Consider the following 22,905-nt stretch of genomic DNA (forward strand, 5'->3'; position numbering starts at 1 on the left):
CCGGTCACACGGCGAGGCGAATGTCACACCGCGCGGGCCGAAACCGCTTCCAGCCCACCGTCGATCGGGTGCAGCCTGGTGCCGGCCGGCTCGTCGTCCACGGTCTTGCCGGCGGGTCGGACGTCAACCATCCGGCGCATCCAGCGGCGGGCGGGCTCCTCGACGAAGTGGTACATCAGGGCCGACAGGCCGATGGCGATCGCGAGCAGCCCGATGATGTTCCATTTCCAGGGGTTGTCCGGCACCCACGGCGTGAGTTCGAACTGGATCACGGCCCAGCTCCAGGCGGTGTGCACGGGCTCATGAACCATGTACAGGCAGAACGAGATCTGCCCGCCGTACACCATCGCCCGCGTGGACAGCAGCCGCGGCAGGCTGCCGACGCCGATCGCCAGGGCGATCACCAGCGGGACGAACAGCACGTCGACCACCCCGCCACTGTCGTTCTCCACGATTCCGGAGATCGGGTGCGCGTGAAACCAGTACAGGACGCCCACCATGGCGGCGAGCAGTAGCAGGGAGGTGTACCCCGCGACGCGGCGGCCGCGATCGGTCAACCGCAGCCTGCGGACGGCGGCACAGGCCAGGGCGCCGGCGGTGAACTGCGTGACGATGCGCGGCAGCCAGCTCCACGGCGTGTAGAAGTGGCCACTCGACAGCAGCATGACCACCGGTGGCAGCGACGCGGCGAACGCCAGCAACATCAGGCTGCGCGCCCGCGTCGCCTGTTTCATCCGCAGAATCACCAGGACCAACAGGCCGAACAGCAGGTAGGCCAGCCATTCGGCGCTGATCGACCAGGCCGGGCCGTCCCAGCTGGAGTCGTCGAAGAACGGCACGAACCACAGCTGCACCAGCAGGACTTGGCGCACGTAGCTGATCGCGGTGAGCTGGCCGGCGTCGGGTGACGGCACGTGACCGACGTGCAGGGTGAAGATCACCCACAGCGCGGCCAGGTGCAGGGTGACCAGGTACACCGGCCACACCCTGGCCAGCCGCAGCCACAGGAAGTGCAGGGTCGCGCGCGTCGACCAGGAGCGGCCCATCCGGTCGAGGTAGTTCCAGGTCAGCACGAACCCGCTGAGGATGAAGAAAAGGTCGACGCCCTGGGCCCCGCAGTTGAGCACCGGCGCGAGCGCCTCGCGCAAGTCCGGCGAAACATCGCTCACCATGGGACGGAAGTGGAACAGCACCACCCACACCGCGGCGACGATGCGGAGTCCCGTCAGGGCCTTGATCTCGCCCCTGATCTCTGCGCCGCGCACGATGCTCTTTCCGTCTGGACTCACGTTTCGTATCCGATAGGTCCGGCTGACCGGGCGATCACAAGCCCCCCGACTGGCAACCGGCAGCCCACGAAGCCTAGCAGCGAGGGGCGCACGATGCGGTGATGGGCCGTGGCGCGCCGCGGCCACGAAACGGCCACGATGTTGCTTGAACCGGCGCAAAACCCCCCGAAATTCGCTTCTTAGCAAAGAGTTAGAGGCGGCTTTCGGTCTCCTTACTTTTGGCGGGCACCTTTAGGGGACAGGTTGAAGGGAATGGGGGCGCTCATGACAATCACGGCCGTCGCGACTCGGCACGGATACGGCACCTTCGACTGCGATGGTGCACAGATCCGCGCCCACTGCCGTCACCTGGCGACCGTGGTCACCATCCGGGGCGACATCACCGCCGCCAACGTCGACCGGGTCAGCGAGTACCTCTGGCGTTTCACCCTGGGGAGCAACCCGGTGGTGCTCGACCTGACCGAGGTGAGCCACTTTGCTGCGGCGGGGGTTTCGCTGGTGCAGCGGCTCGACGAGGACTGCCGCGCCGCCGGGGTGGAATGGACCTTGGTCGCCAGCCCCGCGGTCATGGGCCTGCTGGGGGGCGATGCGGAGCTTCCAATCGCGCGCTCGGTGCGCGAGGCGCTCCGCAACCTGGCGGAAGCCATCGTGAGCCGCCGTCAGCTCGTGCTGCCGCTGATCAAGAAGACGGCGTAACCCTTCCGGCGCCCCGGGTCCGTAACAGCCGGGCGATTCCGAGGACCGCGAGCACTCCGGCGGTCGTCACCAGCACCAAGGTCAGCAACAGCAGCTGAGGGTTGTACACCAGCGACGTGGTGATGGGCTGCCCGTCGGCGATCGGCGCGACACTGACCGTGTGGCGCGCGTGCACCCAGCTGACGCCTCCACCCGCCAGCGCGGCACAGGCCAAAGCCAGCTCCACGATCGCCCGGTACCGGGCGATCACGACAGCGACCCGCCGTCGAAATCGTCGTCGGCGACGTCGGATCCGGCGGGCTCCACCCGCTCCTGGACCAGCGGGGTCAGCGCCGCCCGCAGCTGGCGATGGCGACGCGCCCAGGCCTGCGCGGTCCGGTCCCCGGTGAGCTTGAGGCCGATGCCGATCCGGTGCCGCGGCACCCCGACCAGTTCGCCGAGCGCCCGCGACGACTGCCATTTCGCCAGCTCCTTGCCGGACGCCTCGTGGTGCTCGGGCTCGGGATAGACCCTGACGATCTCGCGCACCAGGATGGTCTCGGTGCCCTGGCGCAGGGCGTCCTCGGTGAGCTCGACCGAGACGTGGATCCGCGCCGCGTGCACCTGCAGCGCCACGAAGGCCGACACCAGCACCAGGAAGATCGCCGGGACGACGAGCGACACCGGGGCCCCGCTCCAGATTTCGATGAGGACCATGGCCACCGCCGACGCCGGGCCCAGCGCCACCCACCACCAGCTGGCGCCGGGCTCGTAGAACAACGGCTTCGGTTCGGCTGTCACGACAGCCAGCTTGCCGCATCCGCGGCCCAATAGGTGAGCACGATGTCGGCCCCGGCGCGCCGGATGCTCGTCAGCGACTCCAGCGCGGCGGCGCGCTCGTCGATCCAGTTGTTGGCGGCCGCGGCGCAGATCATCGCGTACTCCCCCGACACCTGATACGCGGCCACCGGCACCGGCGAAACCTCCGCCGCGGCGGCCAGCACGTCGAGGTAACCCAGCGCGGGCTTGACCATCACGATGTCGGCGCCCTCGTCGAGGTCCAGCCGGACCTCGCGCAGCGCCTCCCGGAAGTTGCCCGGCTCCTGCTGGTAGGTGCGCCGGTCCCCGGACAGGCTCGAGCTCACGGCCTCGCGGAAGGGCCCGTAGAACGCCGAGGCGAACTTCGCGGCGTAGGCCAGGATCACCACGTCGGTGTAGCCGGCCGCGTCCAGGCCGTCGCGGATCGCGGCCACCTGGCCGTCCATCATGCCGCTCGGTCCCACCACGTGGGCGCCCGATTCCGCCTGCGCCACGGCAAGTTTGACGTAGCGCGCCACGGTGGCGTCGTTGTCCACCCGCCCGCGGGCGTCCAGCACCCCGCAGTGGCCGTGGTCGGTGAACTCGTCCAGGCAGGTGTCGGCCATCAGGACCGTGGCGTCACCGAGATCCTTGGCCAGGTCGCGCAGCGCGACGTTGAGGATGCCGTCCGGATCGGTGCCAGCCGAGCCGGTCGAGTCCTTGTCCTGCTCGCGGGGCACGCCGAACAGCATCACCCCGCCGACCCCCGCGGCGACGGCCGCTTCGGCGGCCCGGCGCAGCGAATCGCGGCTGTGCTGAACGACGTTGGGCATCGAGGCAATCGGCCGCGGTTCGTCGATCCCGTCGGCGACGAACATCGGCAGCACCAGATGCCTTGGCTCCAAGGACGTTTGGGCGACGAGGCGACGCAACGCGGGGGTCGAGCGGAGCCGGCGCGGGCGCTGCCGCGGGTAACTCATGCGCGTCCGTCGCCGCGAGCGTGCGCAGAATGCCAGCGCGGACGGCGTGTCGGCGTACCAACACGCACGCTCGCGGGCATGGCGAGCACTTAGCGCCTGCGGCTCTTCTTACGCGGCGGCGGCAGCGCCCCCTCGGCGCGCAGCCGCGCGGCGTGCTCGGCCAACGCGTCGACCAGCGGGCCGACGGCGGCGGTGTCGGGCTGCACGTCCACCCGCAGGCCGAATTCCGCGGCGGTCTCGGCGGTCTTGGGGCCGATGCAGGCGATGATCGTGCGCGCGTGCGGCTTGCCGGCGATGCCGACCAGGTTGCGCACCGTCGAGCTGGAGGTGAAGCACACCGCGTCGAAGCCGCCCGTCTTGATCATCTCGCGGGTGGCCGCCGGCGGCGGCGCGGCGCGCACCGTCCGGTAGGCGGTGACGTCCTCGATCTCCCAGCCGCGCTCGCGCAGCCCCTCGGCCAGCGTCTCGGTGGCGATGTCGGCCCGCGGCAGCAGGACCCGGTTGACCGGGTCGAAAATGCTGTCGTAGGGCGGGAAGTCGTCGAGCAGGCCGAGCGAGGACTGCTCGCCGGCCGGCACCAGCTCGGGGCTGATCCCGAAGGCGCGGACCCGGTCGGCCGTCGACTCGCCGACGCAGGCGATCTTCACGCCGGAGAACGCGCGGGCGTCCAGGCCGAACTCGCCGAACTTCTCCCACACGGCGCGCACCGCGTTGGTGGACGTGAACACCACCCACTGGAAGCGGCCGTCGACCAGTCCCTTGACGGCCCGCTCCATCTGGGCGGGGCTGCGCGGCGGCTCGACGGCGATGGTCGGCACCTCGATCGGCAGCGCGCCGTAGGACGTCAGCCGCTCGCTCATCTCGCCCGCCTGGTCCTTGGTGCGGGGCACCAACACCGTCCACCCGTAGAGCGCGCGGCTCTCCCACCAGTTCAGCTTCGCCCGGCTGGCCACCGTCTTGCCGATGGTCACCACCAGCGGCCCGGTCATCGGGCCGGCCGGGTCGTTGCCGCCCAGGACGGCCGAATCGGTCAGGCCACCCAGCGTGGTCTCGACCGAGCGCTGCTGGCAGGTGGTGCCCTGCGCGGTCACCACGCAGGGGGTGGTCTCGGCCAGCTCGTGCTCGATCAGGGCGCGGGCCGCGTCGGCCAGGTGCGAGGCGGTGGCCTGCAGGATCAGCGGGCCGGGAGCCGCCGCCAGCGCCTCCCAATCCACCTGAGGGTCGCGGACGTCGGCGACCGTGTGCGACGAGCCCAGCGGCAGCCCCGCATAGGTCGGGACGGCACTCGTGGCGGCCAGCCCCGGCACGATCTCGATGTGCAGGTGGCTGCGGGCCACGGCGTTCACCTCGGTGATGACCGCGTCCAGCGTCAGCGGGTCGCCGGCCACCAGCCGCACCACGTCGGCCCCCGAACGGGCCTCGGCGACAAGCGTTTTGGCGACCTCGGCGGGCTCGCCCAGCGCCGGCCGGATGTCCGGGCCACCGGCGATCACCGCCGCCGCCGCCTGGCCGGCGTCGCCTTCGGGGGCGGCGTCGGCGTTGCCGTCCGGGCCGGCCGGCGCCGGGCCGGAGACCGGCGGCAGGTCCTTGCCGACCAGCGCGAGCACGGGTTCGGGCACGTCGGGGTCGGTGAACACCAGTGCGGCGTTGGCCAGCACCGTGGCCGCCCGCGTCGTCAACAGTCCCGGGTCACCGGGGCCCGAGCCCACGAACGTGATGTGGCCCGGTCTCGGCTTACGCCCTCGCGTCGTCATTGTCGCTCCCAAGTGACTCTCTTCAGTTTCCTCGCGCGGGGTCTTGCCGCGCTCCCCCAATCAGCTCTCCGGCCCCCAGCTCGAGCAGCTCGGCGGCGACCGAGAGCCCCAGCTCCCGTGCCCGACCGGGAGTGCCGATGCCGGACGCGCGGATCACGTCGGACCCGTCCAGCGCCGCCACGCAGCCGCGCAGCGACAGCTCTTCGAAGACCCGGCCCTCCTCATCGATGGACTCGACCACCTCGGCGATCGCGCCCACCGGTGCCGAGCAACCGGCCTCCAGTTCGGCCAGCAGGGCTCGCTCCGCGGTGACCGCCGCGCGCGTGTCGGCGTCGTCCAACTCCGCCAAAACCGCCGCCAGCTCGGCGCCGGCGCGGCACTCGACGGCGAGCGCGCCCTGAGCCGGTGCTGGCAACATCTGCACCGGCTCTAGCGTCTCGGTGACATCGTCGAGGCGGCCCAGCCGGGCGAGACCGGCCCTGGCCACCACGATCGCGTCAAGATCACCATTGCTTACCCTGTTCAACCTGGTATCTAGGTTGCCTCGTAGGGGGCGGATTTCCAAACCGAGACCCAATGCTCTAAGCTGTGCGGCCCGCCGCGGCGACGACGTGCCCACCAGCGAACCCGCCGGCAACTCCCCCAGCACCAGCCCGTCGCGGGCGACCAGCGCGTCGCGGGGGTCGTTGCGCGGCGGTATCGCGGCGATGGTGAACCTCGGGTCGTCGGCCGTGGGCAAATCCTTGTGCGAGTGCACCGCGGCGTCGACGCGGCCATCGTCGATGGCCTCGCGCAGTGCGGTGGTGAAGGCGCCCACGCCCAGGCTCTGGATGGGCGCCGACGACCGGTCGCCGGCCGTGCTGATGATGACCAGTTCGGCTGGATGGCCGTTGGCGATCAAAGCGTCTCTGACGACACCGGCCTGGGTGGTGGCCAACAGGCTGCCCCGGGTGCCTATCCGGATCACGTGCGGCAATCGGCTACTCGCCGGACTGTTGAGGTGTGCTGACGTCGAATCCGCTTGGGGCGACTGGTAATTCACCAGCGGCGACGGCGGCCACCGAGTCAATGGCGGTCTGGTCGAGTTCGAAGAGTTCGCGCAGCGCCTCGGCGTAGCTGTCGCCGCCCGGCGCGCTGGCCAGCTGTTTGATCCGCACGGTGGGCGCGTGCAGCAGCTTGTCGACGACGCGGCGCACGGTGCGCGCCACCTCCTCGCGGTGCGCGCTTTCCAGGCCGGGCAGCCGGTTGTCGAGGCGCAGCAGCTCGGCCTCGACGACGTCGGCGGCCCGCTGGCGCAGCGCCGTCACCGTCGGGGTGACCTCGGCCATCCGCTGCCCGGCCAGGTAGGTGGCGACCTCGGCCGCCACGATGTGGCGCGCCGCGTCGACGTCGGCGGCCGCGGCGTGGGCCGACGGCTCGCGCTGCACGCGGTCCACGTCGACGACCCACACCCCGGGCAGCCCGGCGACGGCCGGGTCGACGTCGCGCGGCATGCCCAGGTCGCAGATGACCAGCGGGTGGGTCGCCTCGTCGCGGCGGGCCGCGGCCAGCGCGTGGTGCACGTCGGCGAGCGAGACGACGGGGCTGACCGCGCCCGTGCAGCTGACCACGGCGTCGGCGCCCGCCAGCGCGTCGGGCAGCCGGTCCAGCGTGAGCGCCTCGGCCCGCACGCCGGATTCGCGGATCTTGCGGGCCAGCCGCTGCGCGCGGGACGCCGACCGGTTGACCACCGCGATGTGCTCGATGCCGGCCCGGATCAGGTGCGCCGAGGACAGCGCGCCCATCGCCCCGGCGCCGACGACCACCGCGGTCTTGCCGGCCAGCCCGCCCAGCCTGCGCTCGGCCATGCCCAGGGCGACCGACACCACCGAGGCGCCGGCGGCGTCGATGGCGGTTTCGGAGTGCACCCGCTTGCCCACCGACAGCGCCCGCTGGGCCAGCTCGTGCAGCACCCGGCCGACGGTGCGGTTGGCCTCGGCGGTCCCGTAGGCGCGGCGCACCTGGCCCAGCACCTGCTGCTCGCCGATCACCGCGGAATCCAGGCCGCTGGCCACCGCGAACAGGTGCTCGACGGCGGCCTCGCTGTAGCGGACGTACGCGTAGCGGGTCAGGTCGCTCATCGACATCCCGGAGTGCTCCGACAGCACCTGCCCGACCACCGCCAACCCGCCGTGGAACGCGTCGACGACGGCGTAGACCTCGACCCGGTTGCAGGTCGAGAGCACCATCGCCTCGGTCACCAGCGGCGACTGCAACACCCGATCGACGATCTTGACCTGATCGGATTCGTCGATGCTGAGTTGTTCCAGGACGGAGACCGGCGCACTGCGGTGCGAAACCCCGAAGAGCAGGACGCTCACGGCAGCATCACCTGGCCAGCTCCCTTGCTTCCCCAGTAACTGAACTGCTGTCCACGGTAATCGTTAATCAGCTGGGCTACCAAATAAGTACCTCGCCCGCTACCGGGCGAGGTCGGCGCGCAGCCGCGGCTCGTCCAGCTCCCAGTAACTGTGCTCCCGCCCGTCCAGCAGGATCACCGGGAGGCGATCGCCGAACTCCGCCCGCAGTCGAGGGTCGCCCGCCGCCGCTGCGGCGTCGACGTCGGTCGAGGCCAGCTCGAAGCCCAGCTCGTCGGCCAGTTCGACCAGCCGGGCGTGCACGCGCAGGCAGATCGTGCAGCCGTCGCGGGTCAGCAGCTCCACCCGCGGTCGGCGTGCGCCCTGCGTCATGGCCATCAGTGTGGCAGCGGGTGACCCCCAGACTGAATTGTGGGGCCACGCCGCGGCGGATAGGTTGCCGCTGTGGCCGGGGACACGGTGCGGGTCGACCCGCTGGCGATGCGGGGCTTCGCGGAGGCGCTGTCCGGTCGCGCCGAGGAGCTGCGGAATCAGTTCGCGGAGCTCAACGCGGCGGTCGGCGACATGCTGGGCGGGTGGCGCGGAACCTCCGGAAGCGCGTACGCCGCCGCGTGGGAGCTGTGGCACCGCGGCGCCGGCGAGGTCGAGGTGGGCCTGTCGCTGCTGGCGCGGTCGGTGGGTCAGGCCGGTGGGCTCTACCGGCACACCGAGGCGTCGTCCTCCCACGCGCTGCGCGGGGTGCGCGGTGGCTGAGGCGTTTCGGGTGGATCCACGGGCGCTGGCCGATGCGGTGCACCAAATGTCGGAGTTTGCGGGCCGCGCCGAGGGCATGCTGGCCGAAATCGATTCTCTGGTAAGCACTTTGCACTCGACCTGGACGGGAAGCGGCGCGGCGGCCCACGCCGAGGCGCATCGGCACTGGGCCCGCGGTGAGGCGATGATGCGCGAGGCCCTGGCCCAATTGCGGGCCGCCGGCGAGACGGCGCACGGAAATTACACCGGCGCGATGTCGACGAACGCGGCCATGTGGTCCTGACCTGACGCCTCAGGCGCGCAAACCGCCCCCGGCAGCAGCCGGATAGGGTTGATGTCGGTCATCCCAGGGATTACCGGGCGGCACGGCGAGCTAGGAGGTTGGGCCTTGGATTCAGCGGCTTCCTCTGAGCCGGGCGGCACGGAACCCACCGGCCGCACCGACCTGGACGCGCTGGTGGACAACGCGAGCGCCGAACGCGCGCTGGAGGACCTGAAGGCCAATGCCCCCGAAGAAGGCCGCCCGCAGCCACCGATCGACCTGACCGCGGCCGCGTTCTTCGACGTGGACAACACCCTGGTGCAGGGGTCCTCCGCGGTGCACTTCGGGCGCGGGCTGGCCGCGCGCAACTACTTCACCTACCGCGACGTGCTCGGATTCATCTACGCCCAGGCCAAGTTCCAGCTGCTGGGCACGGAGAACAGCAACGACGTCGCCGCCGGGCGGCGCAAGGCGCTCGCCTTCATCGAGGGCCGCTCGGTCGACCAACTGGTGGCGCTGGGCGAGGAGATCTACGACGAGATCATCGCCGACAAGATCTGGGCCGGCACCCGCGCGCTGACGCAGATGCACCTCGACGCCGGCCAGCAGGTGTGGCTCATCACCGCCACGCCGTACGAGCTCGCGGCGACGATCGCGCGCCGGCTCGGGCTGACCGGCGCGCTGGGGACCGTGGCCGAATCGGTCGACGGCGTTTTCACCGGCCGGCTGGTCGGCGAGATCCTGCACGGCCCCGGCAAGGCCCACGCCGTGCGCTCGCTGGCCATCCGCGAGGGCCTCAACCTCAAGCGCTGCACCGCTTATTCCGACAGCTACAACGACGTGCCCATGCTGTCGCTGGTCGGTACGGCCGTCGCCATCAACCCCGACGCACGCCTGCGGGCCCTGGCCCGCGAACGCGGTTGGGAGATCCGCGACTTTCGCACCGCCCGCAAGGCCGCGCGGATCGGGGTGCCGTCGGCCCTGGCCCTGGGCGCGGCCGGCGGCGCGCTGGCGGCACTGGCGTCGCGGCGGCAATCGCGCTGATAGGCTGCGCCGCTGAGACGTATTCGAACGGGGAGCGCAGCGGCATGACAGTCCCAGAATCGGCCCAAGGACTCATCGGCAGCCACTACCGGGCACCGGATTATTTCCAGGTCGGGCGCGAAAAAATTCGGGAGTTCGCGCAGGCGATCAAAGACGAGCACCCGACGCACTACGGCGAGGCCGACGCCGCCGCCGCCGGCTACCCCGCGCTCGTGGCGCCGCTGACCTTCCTGGCCATCGCGGGGCGGCGCGTGCAATTGGAGATCTTCACCAAATTCAACATCCCGATCAACATCGCCCGGATCATGCACCGCGACCAGAAGTTTCAGTATCACCGCCCGATCCTGGCGCACGATAAGCTGTACTTCGACACCTACCTAGACTCAGTGATCGAATCCCACGGCGCGGTGATCGTTGAAATCCGCAGCGAAGTCACGGACGCCGAGGGCGAGCCGGTCGTCACCAGCGTCGTTACGATGCTGGGGGAGGCCGCACACCAGGACGCAGGCGCTGAAGAAACCGTCGCCGCGGTCGCATCCATATCTGCCGGAAAGTAGGGGCGATTCCAATGTCACAGGGCGAATCGGGTGGTACCCAGCTCAAGCCGCCGGTCGAGGCGGTCCGATCCCATTACGACAAGTCGAACGAGTTTTTCAAGCTGTGGCTCGACCCGTCGATGACGTACAGCTGCGGTTACTGGGAAGACGGCGCGACGACGCTGGAAGAGGCCCAGTACGCCAAGCGCAAGCTCGCCCTGGACAAGCTCAACCTCGAGCCCGGCATGACGCTGCTGGACATCGGCTCCGGCTGGGGCTCGACCATGCGCCACGCCGTCGCGGAATACGACGTGAACGTCATCGGCCTGACGTTGAGCGAGAACCAGTACGCCCACTGCGTGGCCGAGTTCGACAAAATGGACAGCCCCCGCCGCAAAGAGGTGCGGATCCAGGGCTGGGAGGAATTTCCCGAGGACGAGCGGATCGACCGCATTGTGTCGCTGGGCGCGTTCGAGCACTTCGCTGACGGAGCCGGCGATGCCGGATACGAGCGTTACGGCGTCTTCTTCAAGAAGTTCTACAACCTGCTGCCCGACGACGGCCGGATGCTGCTGCACAGCATCGTGGTGCCCACCGCCGAGGAGGGCAAGGCGATGGGCCTGAAGACCACCATGACCTTGCTGCGGTTCATCAGTTTCATCCTGAGGGAGATCTACCCGGGCGGCAGGTTGCCTCAGGTCGAGCAGGTCGACAGGTACTCCACCGAGGCCGGTTTCAAGATCGAGCGCCATCACTTCATCGGCAAAAACTACGTTCCGACGCTGACGGCCTGGGCGGACGCGCTCGAGGCGCACAAGGACGAGGCGATCGCCCTCAAGGGTCAGGAGACCTACGAGATCTACCTGCACTACCTGCGGGGCTGCTCGGACCTGTTCCGCGACGGCTACACGAACGTGTGCCAGTTCACCATGGTCAAGTAGCGAAAAGCTCAGCCGAAGAAGATGTTGCGGCGCCCGGCCAGCAGCCGGTACAGCGTCTGCTGGATCGTTTCGCGCACCTGATCGGTCAGCTCGAAGGTGACCATCGGGTCCTCGGCGTCGGAGGCGGCGTAGTCGTTCGTGTAGATCGGCTCACCGAACGCGATGCGCCACTTGGACGGCAGCGGCACCAGGCCCGCGGGCCCGGCCAGCGGGAACAGCGGGGTGACCGGGAAGTACGGCAGCCCGAACAGCCGCGCCAGCAGCTTGACGTCGGTGAGCATCGGGTAGATCTCTTCGGAACCGACGATCGAGCACGGGACGATCGGGGCCTTGGTGCGCAGCGCCGCCGTCACGAAGCCGCCACGCCCGAACCGCTGCAACCGGTAGCGGTCCTCGAAACGCTTGCCCAGCCCCTTGTAGCCCTCCGGGAACACGGCGGTGAGCTCGCCGGCGGCCAGCAGGCGATGCGCGTCCGCCGTGCAGGCCATGGTGTGGCCCGCCTTGCGGGCGGCTTCGCCGACCACGGGCAGGTCGAAAACCATGTCGGCGGCCAGCAGCCGCAGGTCCCGCTGCGCCGGGTGCTCGTCGTGCACCGCCACGGACAGCATCAGCCCGTCGAACGGCAACACCCCGGCGTGGTTGGCCACCACCAACGCGGCGCCGTCGCTCGGCAGGTTCTCGATGCCGCTGACCTCGACCCGGAACCACGACCGGAAGAAGAAGCGCAGCAGCGGCCGAACGATCGCGCTGTTGAAGTGCGGATCGAAGCCGAACTCGTCGACGGCGTAGTCACCCATGAACCGCTGCCGCAGGAAGCCCGCGACCGCGGCGACCTTCTGCGCCAGATCGTTGAGCGGCGCCTCCGCCGTGGACGTCGTGCCGGCGGCGCGGCGGTGTTCGTCGATTTCGCGCACGACCGCGGCGATCTGTTCGGCCGACGCCCGACCGCGCGGATCGGTGAGCAAGGAGGGATGTTGACGGGACGACTCGGCTCGCTGATCGGCTCTACGGCGCGCTGCTACCCGACCCCGATTTGTATGCAGTGGAATGACGTTCGCTCTGGTTTCGCCAGCCACGATACCTACCTGCCCCCACCCCATGGAATTGCATTTCGGCTTCCCCAGCGCTGCGCTAACGCTATGGCGCGACCCTCCAGGGAGCGTACCCGATCGGGGTCGATTATGGGAGTCAGACCGCGGCCGCGGACGTAGTCGTCGAACGCCTCGGCCGTCGTCCATTTCGGCTGGTAGCCGAGCTCCGTGCGCATTCTCGTGGTGTCCATGACGCGGCCGTAGCTCAAATAATCAAACTGATCGCGAGTGATCTCGGTATAGCGGTTAGCCCGTCTCAGTGAATCCAGCGCCCACACGCCAAAACCGGGCACCGGCAAGGGGATTCGGCCCGCCCGCCGGATCGCCTGCGACAGCATGATGATGCCGTCGGCGCCGATGTTGAACGTGCCGGCCTTGCCCGCCATCGCCGCGCGCTCGAGGGCGCCCAGCGCGTCCTGCTCGTGCAGCAATTGCAATCGCGCGTCGCGGCCGAACATGGTCGGGACCAACGGACCGGCCAGATACCGCGACAGCGAGGTGTCCATCGCCGGGCCGATCATGTTGGCCAGCCGCAGAATCGTCACCGCGATATCGGGGCGCCGGCGCCCCAGCCCGCGCACGTAACCCTCGATGTCGAGGCTGTCCTTGGCGAAACCGTCGCGGAAGGGCCGGCGGCTGCTGCTGTCCTCGGTGAACATGACGGGGTCGTGGGCGCTCGACCCGTACACCTCGGAGGTCGACTTGAGGATGACGCGGCGCACCGACGGCGCCTTCTGACAGGCCGCGAAAAGCTGCATCGCGCCCATCACGTTGATTTCCTTCAGCGCCGCGCTGCCGCCGGATCGCGGCGCGTACGACGCCGCCGCGGCGTGCACCACCGTGTCGACTTCGCCGTTGCGAATCACCTTGGCAATGAAGGGATTACGGATGTCGGCGCGGACGAACTCGGCGCGACCCATGCGGCGCAGCATGTCCTTGCTGGGGGCGATCGCATCCACCGCGATGACCCCCTTGATCAAGGGGTTCTGCGCGAGCCGGGCAGTCAGGTACCCGCCGAGAAACCGGCACGCACCGGTGACGAGCACGACTTTGGGGTAGTGCACGGTGCCGGAAGTTCCGGCGCCCTCCCCACTCGACTGATCCACCCGAACAGCCTAACGGGCGGGCGAGCCGGCGGCGTTACGGCGACGCGGCGGTCGGCTGGGCTTACTTGGGCTTACTTGCCAAGTTTTCTGCGCTGCACCCGGGTGCGACGCAGCAGCTTGCGGTGCTTCTTCTTCGACATGCGCTTGCGCCGCTTCTTGATTACTGAACCCATGAACTCCGCTATCTGACCGGTGACCTGCTCGTAGTTGACCCGGACACTTTACCCGGCAGTCAGCTCAGAACACCAAACCGGCGGCGCAGGACGGTAGGTCAGCCCGCGTCGAAGTACGACGTCTCGAGCATGTCGTGGACGGCCTTGGCGTGCACCCGGAAGGACCGCCCGACCCGAACCGCCGGCAGCTCGCCGTTGTGCACCAACCGGTAGACCGTCATCTTGGAGACGCGCATCAGCGCTGCCACCTCCGCGACGGTCAGAAATTGTGTCCTGGCCTGCTGGCCATCGCCGGAACCGGAGTCCCGCCCCTTACCAGCGGAATCTCGTGCCGATGGCCCGTTCGTAGACGTCATCGCAACCCAATCGTGTCAGGCCCGCGCAATGCCAGCGGCTTCCCCTCCGCTGGCACCCACACGTGCATACAAAGAGGAGAATAGCGGGACTAGTGGGGTTAATGGTACTGGTGAGGGACAATCAGTCCGGAAATCATGAATTATTCGGATGTAATTCTTAGCTGCTCAGAGCGTCTTTTTGCGGCCTGGACGGCCGCGTCGACGGCCACCCGCAATCCCCCTCGTTCCAGTTCACGCAGCGCAGCGGCGGTGGTGCCGCCGGGCGACGTGACCGTCGCGCGCAGCTGCGCCGCGGTGGCGTCCGCGCGCGCCCCCAGCGCCTCCCGCTGGACCGATCGATCGGCGTCCATGCGCTCGAGCAGCATCGCCGCCGAGCCGGCCATGGTCTGCGCCGTCAGGTCGGTGGCGACCGAGCGGCTCAGCCCGGCCGCGACGCCGGCGTCGACCAGGGCCTCGACCATCAGGAAGAAGTAGGCCGGACCGGATCCCGACAGCGCGGTCACGGCGTCCATCTGGGACTCGGGGACGGTCAGCACGCCGCCGACGGAGTCGAACAGGGCCGACACCTCGTCCAGCTGGGGGTCGGTCACGAAGCGGCCCTTGGCCAGGGCGGTCACCCCGGCGCCCACCAGCGCAGCGGCGTTGGGCATGGCCCGGACCACCGGCGTTCCGGCCGGCAGCTTGGATTCGAAGTAGCCGATCGTGATGCCCGCCGCGACGGTGACGAAAACCTGCTCGGCGCTGTCGGTCTCGGCCTCGGTGGCGGCACGGGCCAGCTCCCCCATCGCGGCGTCGACGTCGGCCGGCTTCACCGCCACGACGACGAAGGTCGCGTTGTCCACCGCGTCGCTCACCGAGGCGACACGCACCGAATAGGTCTCGGCCAGGTACTCGGCGCGCTCGGGCATCCGCTCGGCCACCACCAGGTCTTTGACCTGCCGGCCCGCGCGCAACAGGCCGGACAGCAATGCCTCGCCGATGCTGCCGCCGCCGATGATCGCGATTCTTGCCATGGCGGAAAGCATTCCAGACAGCGCCCGATGACTAGCGGGCGGCGGGCACCATCGCCAGCTGTCGCGCCTGCACCACCAGGCGGCCGAGGTGATCGACAACGATGTGGTCCTCGTCGAACCAGTCATGCCCGATCTCCACGCAGGTCGCGATGATCCGCAGCCAGCCGTCGGCGGGCAGGGCGCGCAGGAAGGCCGTCAGCTGGATGGTGGGCGCCCAGCCGGTGCGGTCCACGGCGAAGGTCACCGGCGCCGACAGATCGCCACACATGAGCGCGAACAGCGCGTCGGGAGCCACGCCGCGGGGCCGCGCCCACATCTGGATCATGGGCGGGTGCCCGTTGGCCGGCCGCATCGTCGACAGCAGCGGCCGCACGTCGCATCCCTCGCCCAGATGCACCAGTCCGGCCAGCGGGTGGCCGGCCCCGATGGGCTCGACGTCGTCGGGCGGTTCGGGTGCCATCAGGTCCAGCACCGGGTTCGCCGACAGCAGCGGCGCGTGCGAGCCGTCGGCCGGGAAGTGCTCCGGCTGCCCGAGGTTGACCACGGCGTGCACCGCGGTGCGCTCGCCCTGCATGAGCTCGACGTCGACGACGCTGACCCGGCGGCCGCGCTTGCGGAACGAGGTCAGCAGCCGCATGGGCCCCGGGTCGGGCGCCGACAGGAAGCTCGCCGACACGGCGACCGGCTCGGGCCCGTCCGGCTGCCCGCCGGCCGCGGTGCGGGCGGCGTTGGCGCACAGCGCCAGCATCGCGCCACCGTGCACCTTCGGCCCGATGGTCCAGTGTTTGTCGAGCTCGCCCTCGTACACACCGGGGTCGACCTCCCGCAACGTCATCGCGGTGGTGAATAACGCGTTCATGTTCTCCTGGGTTGTCAGCGCAGCAGGTGCGTGCGCGCGAACTGCAACGATTCCGCGAGCATGCTTTCGCGCTCACTGGCGCTGCGTGCGCTCGAGGTGGATACCTCCAAGATCACGTGGCCGGAGAAGCGGCCGCCGGCCAGCAGCTGGCACACCTCGGCGGTGGGCTGGGTGCCGCGCCCGGGCACCAGGTGCTCGTCGGCGGGCAGGCCGCTGCCGTCGCACAGGTGCAGGTGGGTCAGGCCCTCGCCCATCCGCTGGGCCATGTCCAGGGAGTCGGAGCCCGCGGTCGCCGTGTGGGACAGATCCAGCGTGTAGTTCGCGTGGTTGCCGTCCAGCGGGTCATACGACGGCGCGAACGCCGAGATCGCCGGGCCCGGTCCGCCGCCGCGCCTGCGCATCCGTTCCCGGGACTGGTCCGCCCCGAAGAAGCGATCGGCCCGGAACGGGAACATGTTCTCCACGGCGACCTTCACGTCGCTGGCCGCCTCCAGGGCGGCGACCTGGTCGCTGAACCCCTCCGCGTAACGCCGTTGCCAGCGAAACGGCGGATGCACGACGACGGTCTGCGCGTCGAGCTGTTCGGCGGCCCGCACGCTGCGGTCCAGCTTCGGAATCGGGTTGGCGCCCCACACCCGCTGCGAGATCAGCAGGCAGGGCGCGTGCACGGACAGCACCGGGACGCGATAGCGCCGGGACAGCTTCTTGACGGCGCCGATGTCCTGGCTGACCGACTCGCTCCACACCATCAGCTCGACGCCGTCGTAACCGAGCCGGTCCGCGTACTCGAACGCGGCCTCGGCCCGCAACGGGTACACCGAGGCGGTCGACAGGCCGACTTTGATTGCTGGGCGCAATGGTCTGTGGGGGTTCTTCGGTGGTTCCGGCTAGCCCGACTGTAACGACAGGACCAGCGGCCCCAGGGTGATCAGCGCCCCCACCGCGACGGCGATCAGCGTGCTCGCGATGTCCTCGGTTTTGCGCACCACGCGCACGCCCACCACCAGGCCGAGGATGACAAGCACCGTGAGCACCAGCGCCACGATGCTGTTCCAGCGCCACAGCTCGTCGAACGCGACGAACAGCCCGGCCCCGAACGCGACCGCCAGGATCGACTGGAACACGATCAGGCAGCCGCGCCACAGCGCCGCGAGCCGGCCGGGCGACTCGGTCGGCGCCTCGCCGGCGCGCTCGGCCACGGCGGCGGGGCGGTCGTCGTCGAGTTCCGCATCGGCGGACGGCTGCGCGCCGCGCCGCCGGGCCACCTCGTCGGCGAACGTCTGCCCGCCGAACAGCGTGGAATCGGACTGCAGGAACGAGCGCACGAAGGCGGAGTCCTCGGACGCGGGTTCGGCTTCGCGCACCTCGGAGTCCATCACGTCCACCGGGAGGTCGGCGTAATGGTCGAGCGGGTCCGGGCTCATGTCCTCGGCGCCGGACTCAGCGGCGTCGACGGCGGCGTCGGCGTTCGGCAGGGGCCGCGGGTAGGCGCTGCGCTCCGGGCCGGACACGCGTTGGGGTTGGGGCGGCGACTTGGGCCAGCGCGGCTCGGGTTCGGCCCAGTACGCGGACGCGGGCCGGTCCTCGGCGGCCTGGTCGGGGGCCGGCTCGGCGACCTCGACCGTCCCGTTGGCCGCCTGGTCGGTGACGTCGTGGTCGTCCTCGTCGCGGATGACCGGAATTTCCCCGGTGAGCTCGGCGACCGTGACGGCATCGCTGTCGCCGCGCCGGCGGCGGCGCCGCCGGGTGACCGCCGGGGCGCCGATCGTTCCGTTCCTCGCCAGCAATTCGGCCACCGAGATCGGCCGGGTGCCGGGGCTCTCGGTCTCGGAGTGTGGTCCGGTCATGATTTGTCGCCTCTCGATCGGTTCGCGTTCCGATCAGCTTTCTGACCTCCAGCATCGCGCACCGCGCTCCCGAAGAGCGCGGTTCCATCGGCTTCGCTGTCGAGTTTGCGCAGAATGAGACCTTCCCGTAATGCCCACGGGCAGATATCCACGGCTTCGATCGACAGCGCTCGCATGCTTGCCTCGGCCACCAGGGCGCCCGCCACGATCTGCGGGGCCCGCTCGGCGCTCACTCCTTCCAGTTCGGCCCGGTCAGCGGTGGTCATCCTAGAGATGAAAGCTATGAGTTGCCTGAGCCCGTTTTCGGTCAGCGTCCTCTTGACCCGCGGTCCGGCCGCCGAGGGCGCGGCGCCGGTGAGCCGTGCCAGCGAACGGAACGTCTTCGAGGTGGCGACGGCGAGGTCGGGCGCGCCGGCTTCGAGCACCGCCACGGCCGATTCCGCCAGTTCGGCGTCCAGCCAGTCGCGCAGCATCGCCACCCGCCGCCGCCCGGGCGGGTCGTCGGGCAGCCACTCGCGGGTCAATCGCCCCGCACCCAGCGGCAATGACAACGCGACCTCGGGCTCCTCGTCGACGCCGCTGGACAGCTCCAGCGAGCCGCCGCCGATGTCGAGGTTGATGATCCGCCCGGCGCTCCAGCCGTACCAGCGGCGCACCGCGAGGAAGGTCAGCCGCGACTCGTCGACCCCGGTCAGCACCTGCAGTTCGACGCCGGCTTCTTTTCGCACCCGGGACAGCACGTCGTCGGAATTCTCGGCGTCGCGGACCGCCGAGGTGGCGAAGGCCATCAGCTCCTTGCAGCCGGAGCTGTCCGCGATCTTGGCGAACTCGTTGATCGTCGAAACCAACTTGTCGGCGCCGCGCTTGGTGATCTTCCCCGAGCTGTCGATCGACTCGGAGAGCCGCAGTGTGGCCTTCGTCGAACTCATCGGCGTCGGGTGCCCACCGCGGTGGGCGTCGACCACCAACAGGTGGACCGTGTTGCTACCCACGTCGAGCACGCCTAACCGCACAGCAACAACCTAGCGGGAGTCGCCTCGCGTCAAAGTGCCAGGCAAGCGAAATCGTGGTCTAACGTTGGCGACGTGGCGGATTCACACCCGGAACCGGGTCAGGAGGTCGAGTTGGACTTCGCCCGCGAGTGGGTGGAGTTCTACGACCCGGACAACCCCGAGCACCTCATCGCGGCCGACCTCACCTGGCTGCTCTCGCGCTGGACCTGCGTCTTCGGCACGCCCGCCTGCCGCGGCACGGTCGAGGGCCGGCCGGACGACGGGTGTTGCTCGCATGGCGCGTTTCTGTCCGACGACGACGACCGTGCGCGGCTGGACGACGCGGTCACCCAGTTGACCGACGAGGACTGGCAGTTCCGGGAAAAGGGCTTGGGCCGCAAGGGTTACCTGGAGCTCGACGAGCACGACGGCCAACCGCAATACCGCACGCGCAAGCACAAGGACGCCTGCATCTTCCTCAACCGGCCCGGCTTCGCCGGCGGCGCCGGATGCGCGTTGCACACCAAGGCCCTGAAGCTGGGCGTGCCGCCGCTGACCATGAAGCCTGATGTCTGCTGGCAGCTGCCGATCCGGCGCAGCCAGGAGTGGGTGACGCGGCCCGACGGCACCGAAATACTCAAGACCTGGGTCACCGAATTCGATCGCCGCGGCTGGGGATCCGGCGGCGCGGACCTGCATTGGTACTGCACGGGCGATCCGGCCGCGCACGTCGGCGCCAAGCAGGTCTGGGAGAGCATGGCCGACGAGCTGACCGAGTTGCTCGGCGCGAAGGCCTACGCCGAGCTGGCGGCAATGTGCAAGCGGCGCAGCAAGTTAGGGCTCATCGCCGTGCACCCGGCCACCCGGGTCGCCGAATAACGCGACGCCGGCTCAGCCGGCTTGGGTCTTCTTGTACGACAACACCATTCGCAGCGCGCTGGCGTTGAGGTAGTCCTCGACCGCGGCGGCGGCCGCCTCCGCCCGGCGCGCCAGCACCGCGTCGGTGATGGCCTGCAGGTCGGCCACCACCGGGGCGGCGTCGTCGTAGGCCCCGGTGAGTTCGTGCTCCCGCCCGCCGAACGCGTGCTCGACCCAGCGATACAGCAACCCCAGCGCGCGGTTGCGGGTGGCGTGAATGAGCACCCGGAAGTAGTCGAGGTCGGCGGCCTGGCGTGCCGCCGAGCCGTCGGCCGCACGCACGGCCTGCAGCGCCGCGCGCAACGCCTCGGCGTCCTCCGGCGTGCTGCCGATGGCCGCCAGCCGGCCGATCAACGGGCCCAGCGCCGCGCGGATCTGAAGCAGTTCCGCCAGAAAGTCGGGGCCGAGTTTGCGAACCAGCGCCTCGACGACCGCGGGATGCGTGAGCGCCTCGGGGTCGCGGACCACGTTGCCGCTGCCATGGCGGGCCTCTATGAGGCCCATCTGCTGCAGGCGGGCCAGCCCCTGGCGCAGCGAGGTGCGGTTGACACCGAGGTGCTCGGCCAGCTCCCGCTCGGGCGGCAGGGTCGACCCGGGCGGAAACACACCGTCGAGGATCGCGTCGGCGATCGACGCGGCGATCTGCTCATCGACCCGTTGGCGATCCGGTGGCTGCAGCGCACTTGACTGGTTCATTGGCTCAACCAATATAGTGGAACGACCCGGCGCGGTGCACCCATCGCGCACCCGTGTCCCGACCGGAGGTGAGCCCATGGACGACGAGCTGCGATCGGCCTGCGCTCCGCGCTGGCGCGGCAAGCCGGGGCGCCTGGAGGTCTGGTACGCCACCCTGTCGGACCCGTTGACCCGCGCCGGGCTGTGGATCCACTGCGAGATGGTCGCCCCCCAGCATGCGGCCGACGCCCCCTACGCGCACGGCTGGGCGACGTGGTTCGCGCCCGACGGCCCGCCGCGCACCGAGCGGTTCGGCCCCGAGCCGACCGGGCCGGCGTCGGGAACCGCCTGGTTCGACGCGGCGGGGGCGCGTGTGGCGCCGCAACAGCTGGCCGGGCGCGCCGGGTCGTTCGCGTGGGACCTGTCGTGGCAGGACGCCGGCACGCCGCTGTGGACGTTCCCCCGCGCGGCGTGGGAACGCGAGCTGCTGCCGGGCGCCCAGGTGGTCCTCGCGCCCACCGCCGATTTCGCGGGCTCACTGAGCATCGCCGACGCGGCGGTCCGGGTCGACGGCTGGCGCGGCGGGGTCGCCCACATCTACGGGCACGGCAACGCCAAGCGCTGGGCCTGGGTGCACGCCGACCTCGGCGACGGCCACGTGGTGGAGGCGGTGACCGCGGTGTCGCACAAGCCCGGCCTGCGCCGGTTGGCGCCGCTGGCGTTCGTGCGGTTCCGCCTCGACGGAAAGGATTGGCCGGCAAGCCCTTTGCCGTCGCTGCGGATGAAAACGACGCTGGGCCTGCGGCACTGGCAGCTGGAGGGCAGCATCGGCGGTCGCCGGGTGCTGATCCGGGTCGACCAGCCACCGGAGCGGTGCGTGAGCCTCGGCTACACCGACCCCGACGGCGGCCGCGCGGTGTGCACCAACACCGAACAGGCCGACGTCCACGTCGACATCGACGACCGGCACTGGTCGGTCCTGGGCACCGGCCATGCCGAGGTCGGCCTGCGCGGGGCCGACGCACCCGCCATCAACGAGAGGATTTCGTCGTGAGCTTCGTTCTCGACCCGCCGCTGCTGTTCGCCGCCGGAGTGCTGATCGAGCGCCGGCTGCCCCCGGACCAGCGGGACCTCGCCGAGGCCGCCACACTCGGCGTCTTCTTCGGCGGCTCGTTCGGCCTCTACCACAACGTGCCCGGCCTGGGCGTGCTGTGGCGGCCCTTCCGCGCCGCCAACGGGCGCGACTTCATGTGGAACAGCGGCGTTTTCAACGTCGACACCGTCGAGGCGGGACCGCGGCTGCATGCCGCGGCGGGCGCCATCTTTGCGACCTATCCGTTCTTCATCAAACTGGGACGCCGGCTCGGGCGCCGCGGATGAGCCGTCTGGCCGCGTCGTTCGGCGCCGCGCTGCTGCCCGAGGAGCGCGGCGGCCCGGCGCCGGCCCAGCTCGCTGCCCGCGTCGACCGCTACCTCGACCAGCTGCCCCCGACCTCGCGGGTGGCCATGCGGGCCGGGTTGCTCTCGCTGGCCGCGGCGAGCTACCTCACCACCGGCCGCTCGCTGCCCCGGCTCGACCCCGGCGAGCGGGAGCGGGTGCTGCGCCGGGTCGCCGCGCTCGGCCCCGACGTCGGCGCGGCCGTCGAGGCCATGAAGGCGATCGTGTTGCTGGCCAATGGCGCGGAAACCTATGCGCCGGAACTGCTTTCGCGTGCCCAGGAGCAGGACCTGGCGCGTCCGGATGCGCCCCTGAACGTCACGCCCTCGACCGAGTGTGGCTCGGTCGTCACCGCCGACGCGGTCGTCGTGGGATCGGGCGCCGGCGGGGCGATGGTGGCCCGCAAGCTGGCACGGACCGGCCTGGACATCGTCGTGATCGAGGAGGGCCGGCCCTGGACGGTCTCCGAATTCCGCGGCACCCACCCCATCGACCGCTACGCCGGGTTGTACCGCGGGGCGGGGGCCACCGTCGCGCTCGGGCGCCCGTCGGTGGTGCTGCCCATCGGACGAGCCGTCGGAGGCACCACCGTGGTGAACTCGGGCACCTGTTACCGGCCACCGCCCGCCGTGATGCGGCGCTGGCGTGACGATTTCGGCCTTCGGATGGCCGATCCGGACCGGCTGAACGAGCGCCTCGACGACGTCGAACGCACCCTGCGGGTGGCGCCGGTCCCGCTGCAGATCATGGGGCGCAACGGGCGCCTGCTGCTGGACGCCGCGGCGGCGCTGGGCTGGCGGGCGGCGCCCATCCCGCGCAACGCGCCGGGCTGCGGGGGTTGCTGCCAGTGCGCGATCGGCTGCCCGCGCAACGCCAAGTTCGGCGTGCACCTCAACGCGTTGCCGCAGGCATGCGCGGCCGGGGCGCGGATCGTCTCACAGGCCCGCGTCGAGCGGGTGCTGCACTCCCAAGGGCGCGCTCGCGGGGTGCGCGCCCGCCGCCCCGACGGCACCGCTCTCGACGTCCTCGCCGACACGGTCGTCGTCGCA

Annotated in this window: 28 protein-coding genes; 10 read left to right on the forward strand and 18 right to left on the reverse strand. The window is 70.3% G+C overall.

Features of this window, described 5'->3' with window-relative positions:
* Nucleotides 1-23 precede the first annotated feature (23 nt).
* A complete protein-coding gene (locus A5673_RS01600) occupies nucleotides 24-1,265 on the reverse strand; it encodes an acyltransferase (protein ID WP_068226757.1) in 1,242 nt (413 codons plus the stop codon).
* Between the two features lie 288 nt (nucleotides 1,266-1,553).
* On the opposite strand from A5673_RS01600, the gene A5673_RS01605 reads away from it, so the two are divergent.
* Nucleotides 1,554-1,985 (forward strand): STAS domain-containing protein, encoded by a 432-nt coding sequence (locus A5673_RS01605; RefSeq protein WP_068226781.1) that lies wholly within the window; start codon nucleotides 1,554-1,556, stop codon nucleotides 1,983-1,985.
* Here A5673_RS01605 and A5673_RS01610 read toward each other — a convergent pair.
* The 7 genes from A5673_RS01610 to A5673_RS01640 form a co-directional block, all read right to left on the reverse strand.
* Complete coding sequence (locus A5673_RS01610; protein ID WP_068226758.1) at nucleotides 1,969-2,235, reverse strand: hypothetical protein; 267 nt, start codon at nucleotides 2,233-2,235, stop codon at nucleotides 1,969-1,971. The two genes, A5673_RS01605 and A5673_RS01610, sit on opposite strands and share 17 nt — an antisense overlap.
* Entirely contained in the window at nucleotides 2,232-2,744 is a 513-nt protein-coding gene (locus A5673_RS01615) for a DUF3093 family protein (protein WP_068226782.1), read from the reverse strand. Before A5673_RS01615 ends, A5673_RS01610 begins: the two co-directional genes overlap by 4 nt.
* A 17-nt stretch (nucleotides 2,745-2,761) precedes the next feature.
* Nucleotides 2,762-3,742, reverse strand: coding sequence for a porphobilinogen synthase (gene hemB, locus A5673_RS01620; protein WP_082958492.1), 981 nt, complete (start codon nucleotides 3,740-3,742; stop codon nucleotides 2,762-2,764).
* An 89-nt stretch (nucleotides 3,743-3,831) separates the two neighbouring features.
* Nucleotides 3,832-5,496, reverse strand: a complete 1,665-nt coding sequence (locus tag A5673_RS01625; RefSeq protein ID WP_068226760.1) for a uroporphyrinogen-III synthase — start codon at nucleotides 5,494-5,496, stop codon at nucleotides 3,832-3,834.
* Between the two features lie 22 nt (nucleotides 5,497-5,518).
* A complete protein-coding gene (hemC, locus tag A5673_RS01630; protein ID WP_068226783.1) occupies nucleotides 5,519-6,463 on the reverse strand; it encodes a hydroxymethylbilane synthase in 945 nt (314 codons plus the stop codon).
* Between the two features lie 13 nt (nucleotides 6,464-6,476).
* A complete protein-coding gene (locus tag A5673_RS01635; protein ID WP_068226761.1) occupies nucleotides 6,477-7,856 on the reverse strand; it encodes a glutamyl-tRNA reductase in 1,380 nt (459 codons plus the stop codon).
* A 99-nt stretch (nucleotides 7,857-7,955) separates the two neighbouring features.
* Nucleotides 7,956-8,231: a glutaredoxin family protein gene (locus tag A5673_RS01640; protein ID WP_156747755.1), complete on the reverse strand. Its 276-nt coding sequence runs from the start codon at nucleotides 8,229-8,231 to the stop codon at nucleotides 7,956-7,958.
* A 66-nt stretch (nucleotides 8,232-8,297) separates the two neighbouring features.
* Between A5673_RS01640 and A5673_RS01645 the strand changes: the two genes are divergently transcribed.
* The 5 genes from A5673_RS01645 (at nucleotide 8,298) to cmaA2 (ending at nucleotide 11,389) form a co-directional block, all read left to right on the forward strand.
* Nucleotides 8,298-8,606 carry a WXG100 family type VII secretion target gene (locus A5673_RS01645; RefSeq protein WP_068226762.1) on the forward strand — a complete coding sequence of 103 codons (309 nt, stop codon included), beginning with the start codon at nucleotides 8,298-8,300 and terminating at the stop codon, nucleotides 8,604-8,606.
* Nucleotides 8,599-8,889, forward strand: coding sequence for a WXG100 family type VII secretion target (locus A5673_RS01650; protein WP_068226763.1), 291 nt, complete (start codon nucleotides 8,599-8,601; stop codon nucleotides 8,887-8,889). Before A5673_RS01645 ends, A5673_RS01650 begins: the two co-directional genes overlap by 8 nt.
* 105 nt (nucleotides 8,890-8,994) lie before the next feature.
* A complete protein-coding gene (locus A5673_RS01655) occupies nucleotides 8,995-9,912 on the forward strand; it encodes an HAD family phosphatase (protein ID WP_068226764.1) in 918 nt (305 codons plus the stop codon).
* A gap of 44 nt (nucleotides 9,913-9,956) precedes the next feature.
* Nucleotides 9,957-10,469 carry a MaoC family dehydratase N-terminal domain-containing protein gene (locus A5673_RS01660; protein WP_068226765.1) on the forward strand — a complete coding sequence of 171 codons (513 nt, stop codon included), beginning with the start codon at nucleotides 9,957-9,959 and terminating at the stop codon, nucleotides 10,467-10,469.
* 11 nt (nucleotides 10,470-10,480) lie between these two features.
* Nucleotides 10,481-11,389, forward strand: coding sequence for a cyclopropane mycolic acid synthase CmaA2 (gene cmaA2 / locus A5673_RS01665; RefSeq protein WP_068226766.1), 909 nt, complete (start codon nucleotides 10,481-10,483; stop codon nucleotides 11,387-11,389).
* 8 nt (nucleotides 11,390-11,397) lie between these two features.
* Here cmaA2 and A5673_RS01670 read toward each other — a convergent pair whose 3' ends face one another.
* The 9 genes from A5673_RS01670 to A5673_RS01705 form a co-directional block, all read right to left on the reverse strand.
* Nucleotides 11,398-12,489 (reverse strand): lysophospholipid acyltransferase family protein, encoded by a 1,092-nt coding sequence (locus A5673_RS01670; RefSeq protein WP_156747756.1) that lies wholly within the window; start codon nucleotides 12,487-12,489, stop codon nucleotides 11,398-11,400.
* Nucleotides 12,471-13,586, reverse strand: coding sequence for an SDR family oxidoreductase (locus A5673_RS01675; protein WP_068226767.1), 1,116 nt, complete (start codon nucleotides 13,584-13,586; stop codon nucleotides 12,471-12,473). Before A5673_RS01675 ends, A5673_RS01670 begins: the two co-directional genes overlap by 19 nt.
* Before the next feature lie 71 nt (nucleotides 13,587-13,657).
* Nucleotides 13,658-13,759: a 30S ribosomal protein bS22 gene (locus tag A5673_RS28075; RefSeq protein ID WP_003402602.1), complete on the reverse strand. Its 102-nt coding sequence runs from the start codon at nucleotides 13,757-13,759 to the stop codon at nucleotides 13,658-13,660.
* Nucleotides 13,760-13,857: 98 nt separating this feature from the next.
* Nucleotides 13,858-14,115, reverse strand: a complete 258-nt coding sequence (locus tag A5673_RS01680) for a cell division/environmental response transcriptional regulator (RefSeq protein WP_066966433.1) — start codon at nucleotides 14,113-14,115, stop codon at nucleotides 13,858-13,860.
* A gap of 140 nt (nucleotides 14,116-14,255) precedes the next feature.
* A complete protein-coding gene (gene proC, locus A5673_RS01685; protein WP_197518257.1) occupies nucleotides 14,256-15,128 on the reverse strand; it encodes a pyrroline-5-carboxylate reductase in 873 nt (290 codons plus the stop codon).
* A gap of 31 nt (nucleotides 15,129-15,159) precedes the next feature.
* Nucleotides 15,160-15,987: a thioesterase family protein gene (locus A5673_RS01690; RefSeq protein WP_068226769.1), complete on the reverse strand. Its 828-nt coding sequence runs from the start codon at nucleotides 15,985-15,987 to the stop codon at nucleotides 15,160-15,162.
* A gap of 14 nt (nucleotides 15,988-16,001) precedes the next feature.
* Nucleotides 16,002-16,844 (reverse strand): sugar phosphate isomerase/epimerase, encoded by an 843-nt coding sequence (locus tag A5673_RS01695; RefSeq protein WP_068226770.1) that lies wholly within the window; start codon nucleotides 16,842-16,844, stop codon nucleotides 16,002-16,004.
* 30 nt (nucleotides 16,845-16,874) lie between these two features.
* Entirely contained in the window at nucleotides 16,875-17,834 is a 960-nt protein-coding gene (locus A5673_RS01700; protein WP_068226771.1) for a hypothetical protein, read from the reverse strand.
* Nucleotides 17,831-18,847, reverse strand: a complete 1,017-nt coding sequence (locus A5673_RS01705; RefSeq protein WP_068226772.1) for a Ppx/GppA family phosphatase — start codon at nucleotides 18,845-18,847, stop codon at nucleotides 17,831-17,833. Before A5673_RS01705 ends, A5673_RS01700 begins: the two co-directional genes overlap by 4 nt.
* 72 nt (nucleotides 18,848-18,919) lie before the next feature.
* On the opposite strand from A5673_RS01705, the gene A5673_RS01710 reads away from it, so the two are divergent.
* On the forward strand, nucleotides 18,920-19,705 hold the full coding sequence (locus tag A5673_RS01710; RefSeq protein WP_068226773.1) for a hypothetical protein: 786 nt from the start codon (nucleotides 18,920-18,922) through the stop codon (nucleotides 19,703-19,705).
* 12 nt (nucleotides 19,706-19,717) lie between these two features.
* Here A5673_RS01710 and A5673_RS01715 read toward each other — a convergent pair whose 3' ends face one another.
* On the reverse strand, nucleotides 19,718-20,440 hold the full coding sequence (locus A5673_RS01715) for a FadR/GntR family transcriptional regulator (protein WP_068226774.1): 723 nt from the start codon (nucleotides 20,438-20,440) through the stop codon (nucleotides 19,718-19,720).
* A 76-nt stretch (nucleotides 20,441-20,516) separates the two neighbouring features.
* Between A5673_RS01715 and A5673_RS01720 the strand changes: the two genes are divergently transcribed.
* From A5673_RS01720 to A5673_RS01730, 3 genes are all read left to right on the forward strand, one after another.
* Nucleotides 20,517-21,473 (forward strand): hypothetical protein, encoded by a 957-nt coding sequence (locus A5673_RS01720; protein ID WP_068226775.1) that lies wholly within the window; start codon nucleotides 20,517-20,519, stop codon nucleotides 21,471-21,473.
* Nucleotides 21,470-21,799, forward strand: coding sequence for a hypothetical protein (locus A5673_RS01725; RefSeq protein WP_068226776.1), 330 nt, complete (start codon nucleotides 21,470-21,472; stop codon nucleotides 21,797-21,799). Before A5673_RS01720 ends, A5673_RS01725 begins: the two co-directional genes overlap by 4 nt.
* Nucleotides 21,796-22,905: GMC family oxidoreductase N-terminal domain-containing protein (locus A5673_RS01730; RefSeq protein WP_197518258.1), on the forward strand; the 1,110-nt coding region annotated here is incomplete at its 3' end. The genes A5673_RS01725 and A5673_RS01730, both read left to right, overlap by 4 nt.

It is taken from the genome of Mycobacterium sp. E3198 (assembly GCF_001667015.1).
In the GTDB taxonomy this organism is placed as follows: Bacteria; Actinomycetota; Actinomycetes; order Mycobacteriales; family Mycobacteriaceae; genus Mycobacterium.

What these genes read in the sequence shown, in the direction of transcription:
- A5673_RS01670 (WP_156747756.1), bottom strand. Translation starts at nt 12,489, where the DNA reads ATGGGGTGGGGGCAGGTAGGTATCGTGGCTGGCGAAACCAGAGCGAAC.
- A5673_RS28075 (WP_003402602.1), bottom strand. Translation starts at nt 13,759, where the DNA reads ATGGGTTCAGTAATCAAGAAGCGGCGCAAGCGCATGTCGAAGAAGAAG.
- proC (WP_197518257.1), bottom strand. Translation starts at nt 15,128, where the DNA reads ATGGCAAGAATCGCGATCATCGGCGGCGGCAGCATCGGCGAGGCATTG.
- A5673_RS01715 (WP_068226774.1), bottom strand. Translation starts at nt 20,440, where the DNA reads ATGAACCAGTCAAGTGCGCTGCAGCCACCGGATCGCCAACGGGTCGAT.
- A5673_RS01680 (WP_066966433.1), bottom strand. Translation starts at nt 14,115, where the DNA reads ATGACGTCTACGAACGGGCCATCGGCACGAGATTCCGCTGGTAAGGGG.
- A5673_RS01660 (WP_068226765.1), top strand. Translation starts at nt 9,957, where the DNA reads ATGACAGTCCCAGAATCGGCCCAAGGACTCATCGGCAGCCACTACCGG.
- A5673_RS01700 (WP_068226771.1), bottom strand. Translation starts at nt 17,834, where the DNA reads ATGACCGGACCACACTCCGAGACCGAGAGCCCCGGCACCCGGCCGATC.
- A5673_RS01720 (WP_068226775.1), top strand. Translation starts at nt 20,517, where the DNA reads ATGGACGACGAGCTGCGATCGGCCTGCGCTCCGCGCTGGCGCGGCAAG.
- A5673_RS01605 (WP_068226781.1), top strand. Translation starts at nt 1,554, where the DNA reads ATGACAATCACGGCCGTCGCGACTCGGCACGGATACGGCACCTTCGAC.
- A5673_RS01640 (WP_156747755.1), bottom strand. Translation starts at nt 8,231, where the DNA reads ATGGCCATGACGCAGGGCGCACGCCGACCGCGGGTGGAGCTGCTGACC.
- A5673_RS01690 (WP_068226769.1), bottom strand. Translation starts at nt 15,987, where the DNA reads ATGAACGCGTTATTCACCACCGCGATGACGTTGCGGGAGGTCGACCCC.
- A5673_RS01625 (WP_068226760.1), bottom strand. Translation starts at nt 5,496, where the DNA reads ATGACGACGCGAGGGCGTAAGCCGAGACCGGGCCACATCACGTTCGTG.
- hemB (WP_082958492.1), bottom strand. Translation starts at nt 3,742, where the DNA reads ATGAGTTACCCGCGGCAGCGCCCGCGCCGGCTCCGCTCGACCCCCGCG.
- cmaA2 (WP_068226766.1), top strand. Translation starts at nt 10,481, where the DNA reads ATGTCACAGGGCGAATCGGGTGGTACCCAGCTCAAGCCGCCGGTCGAG.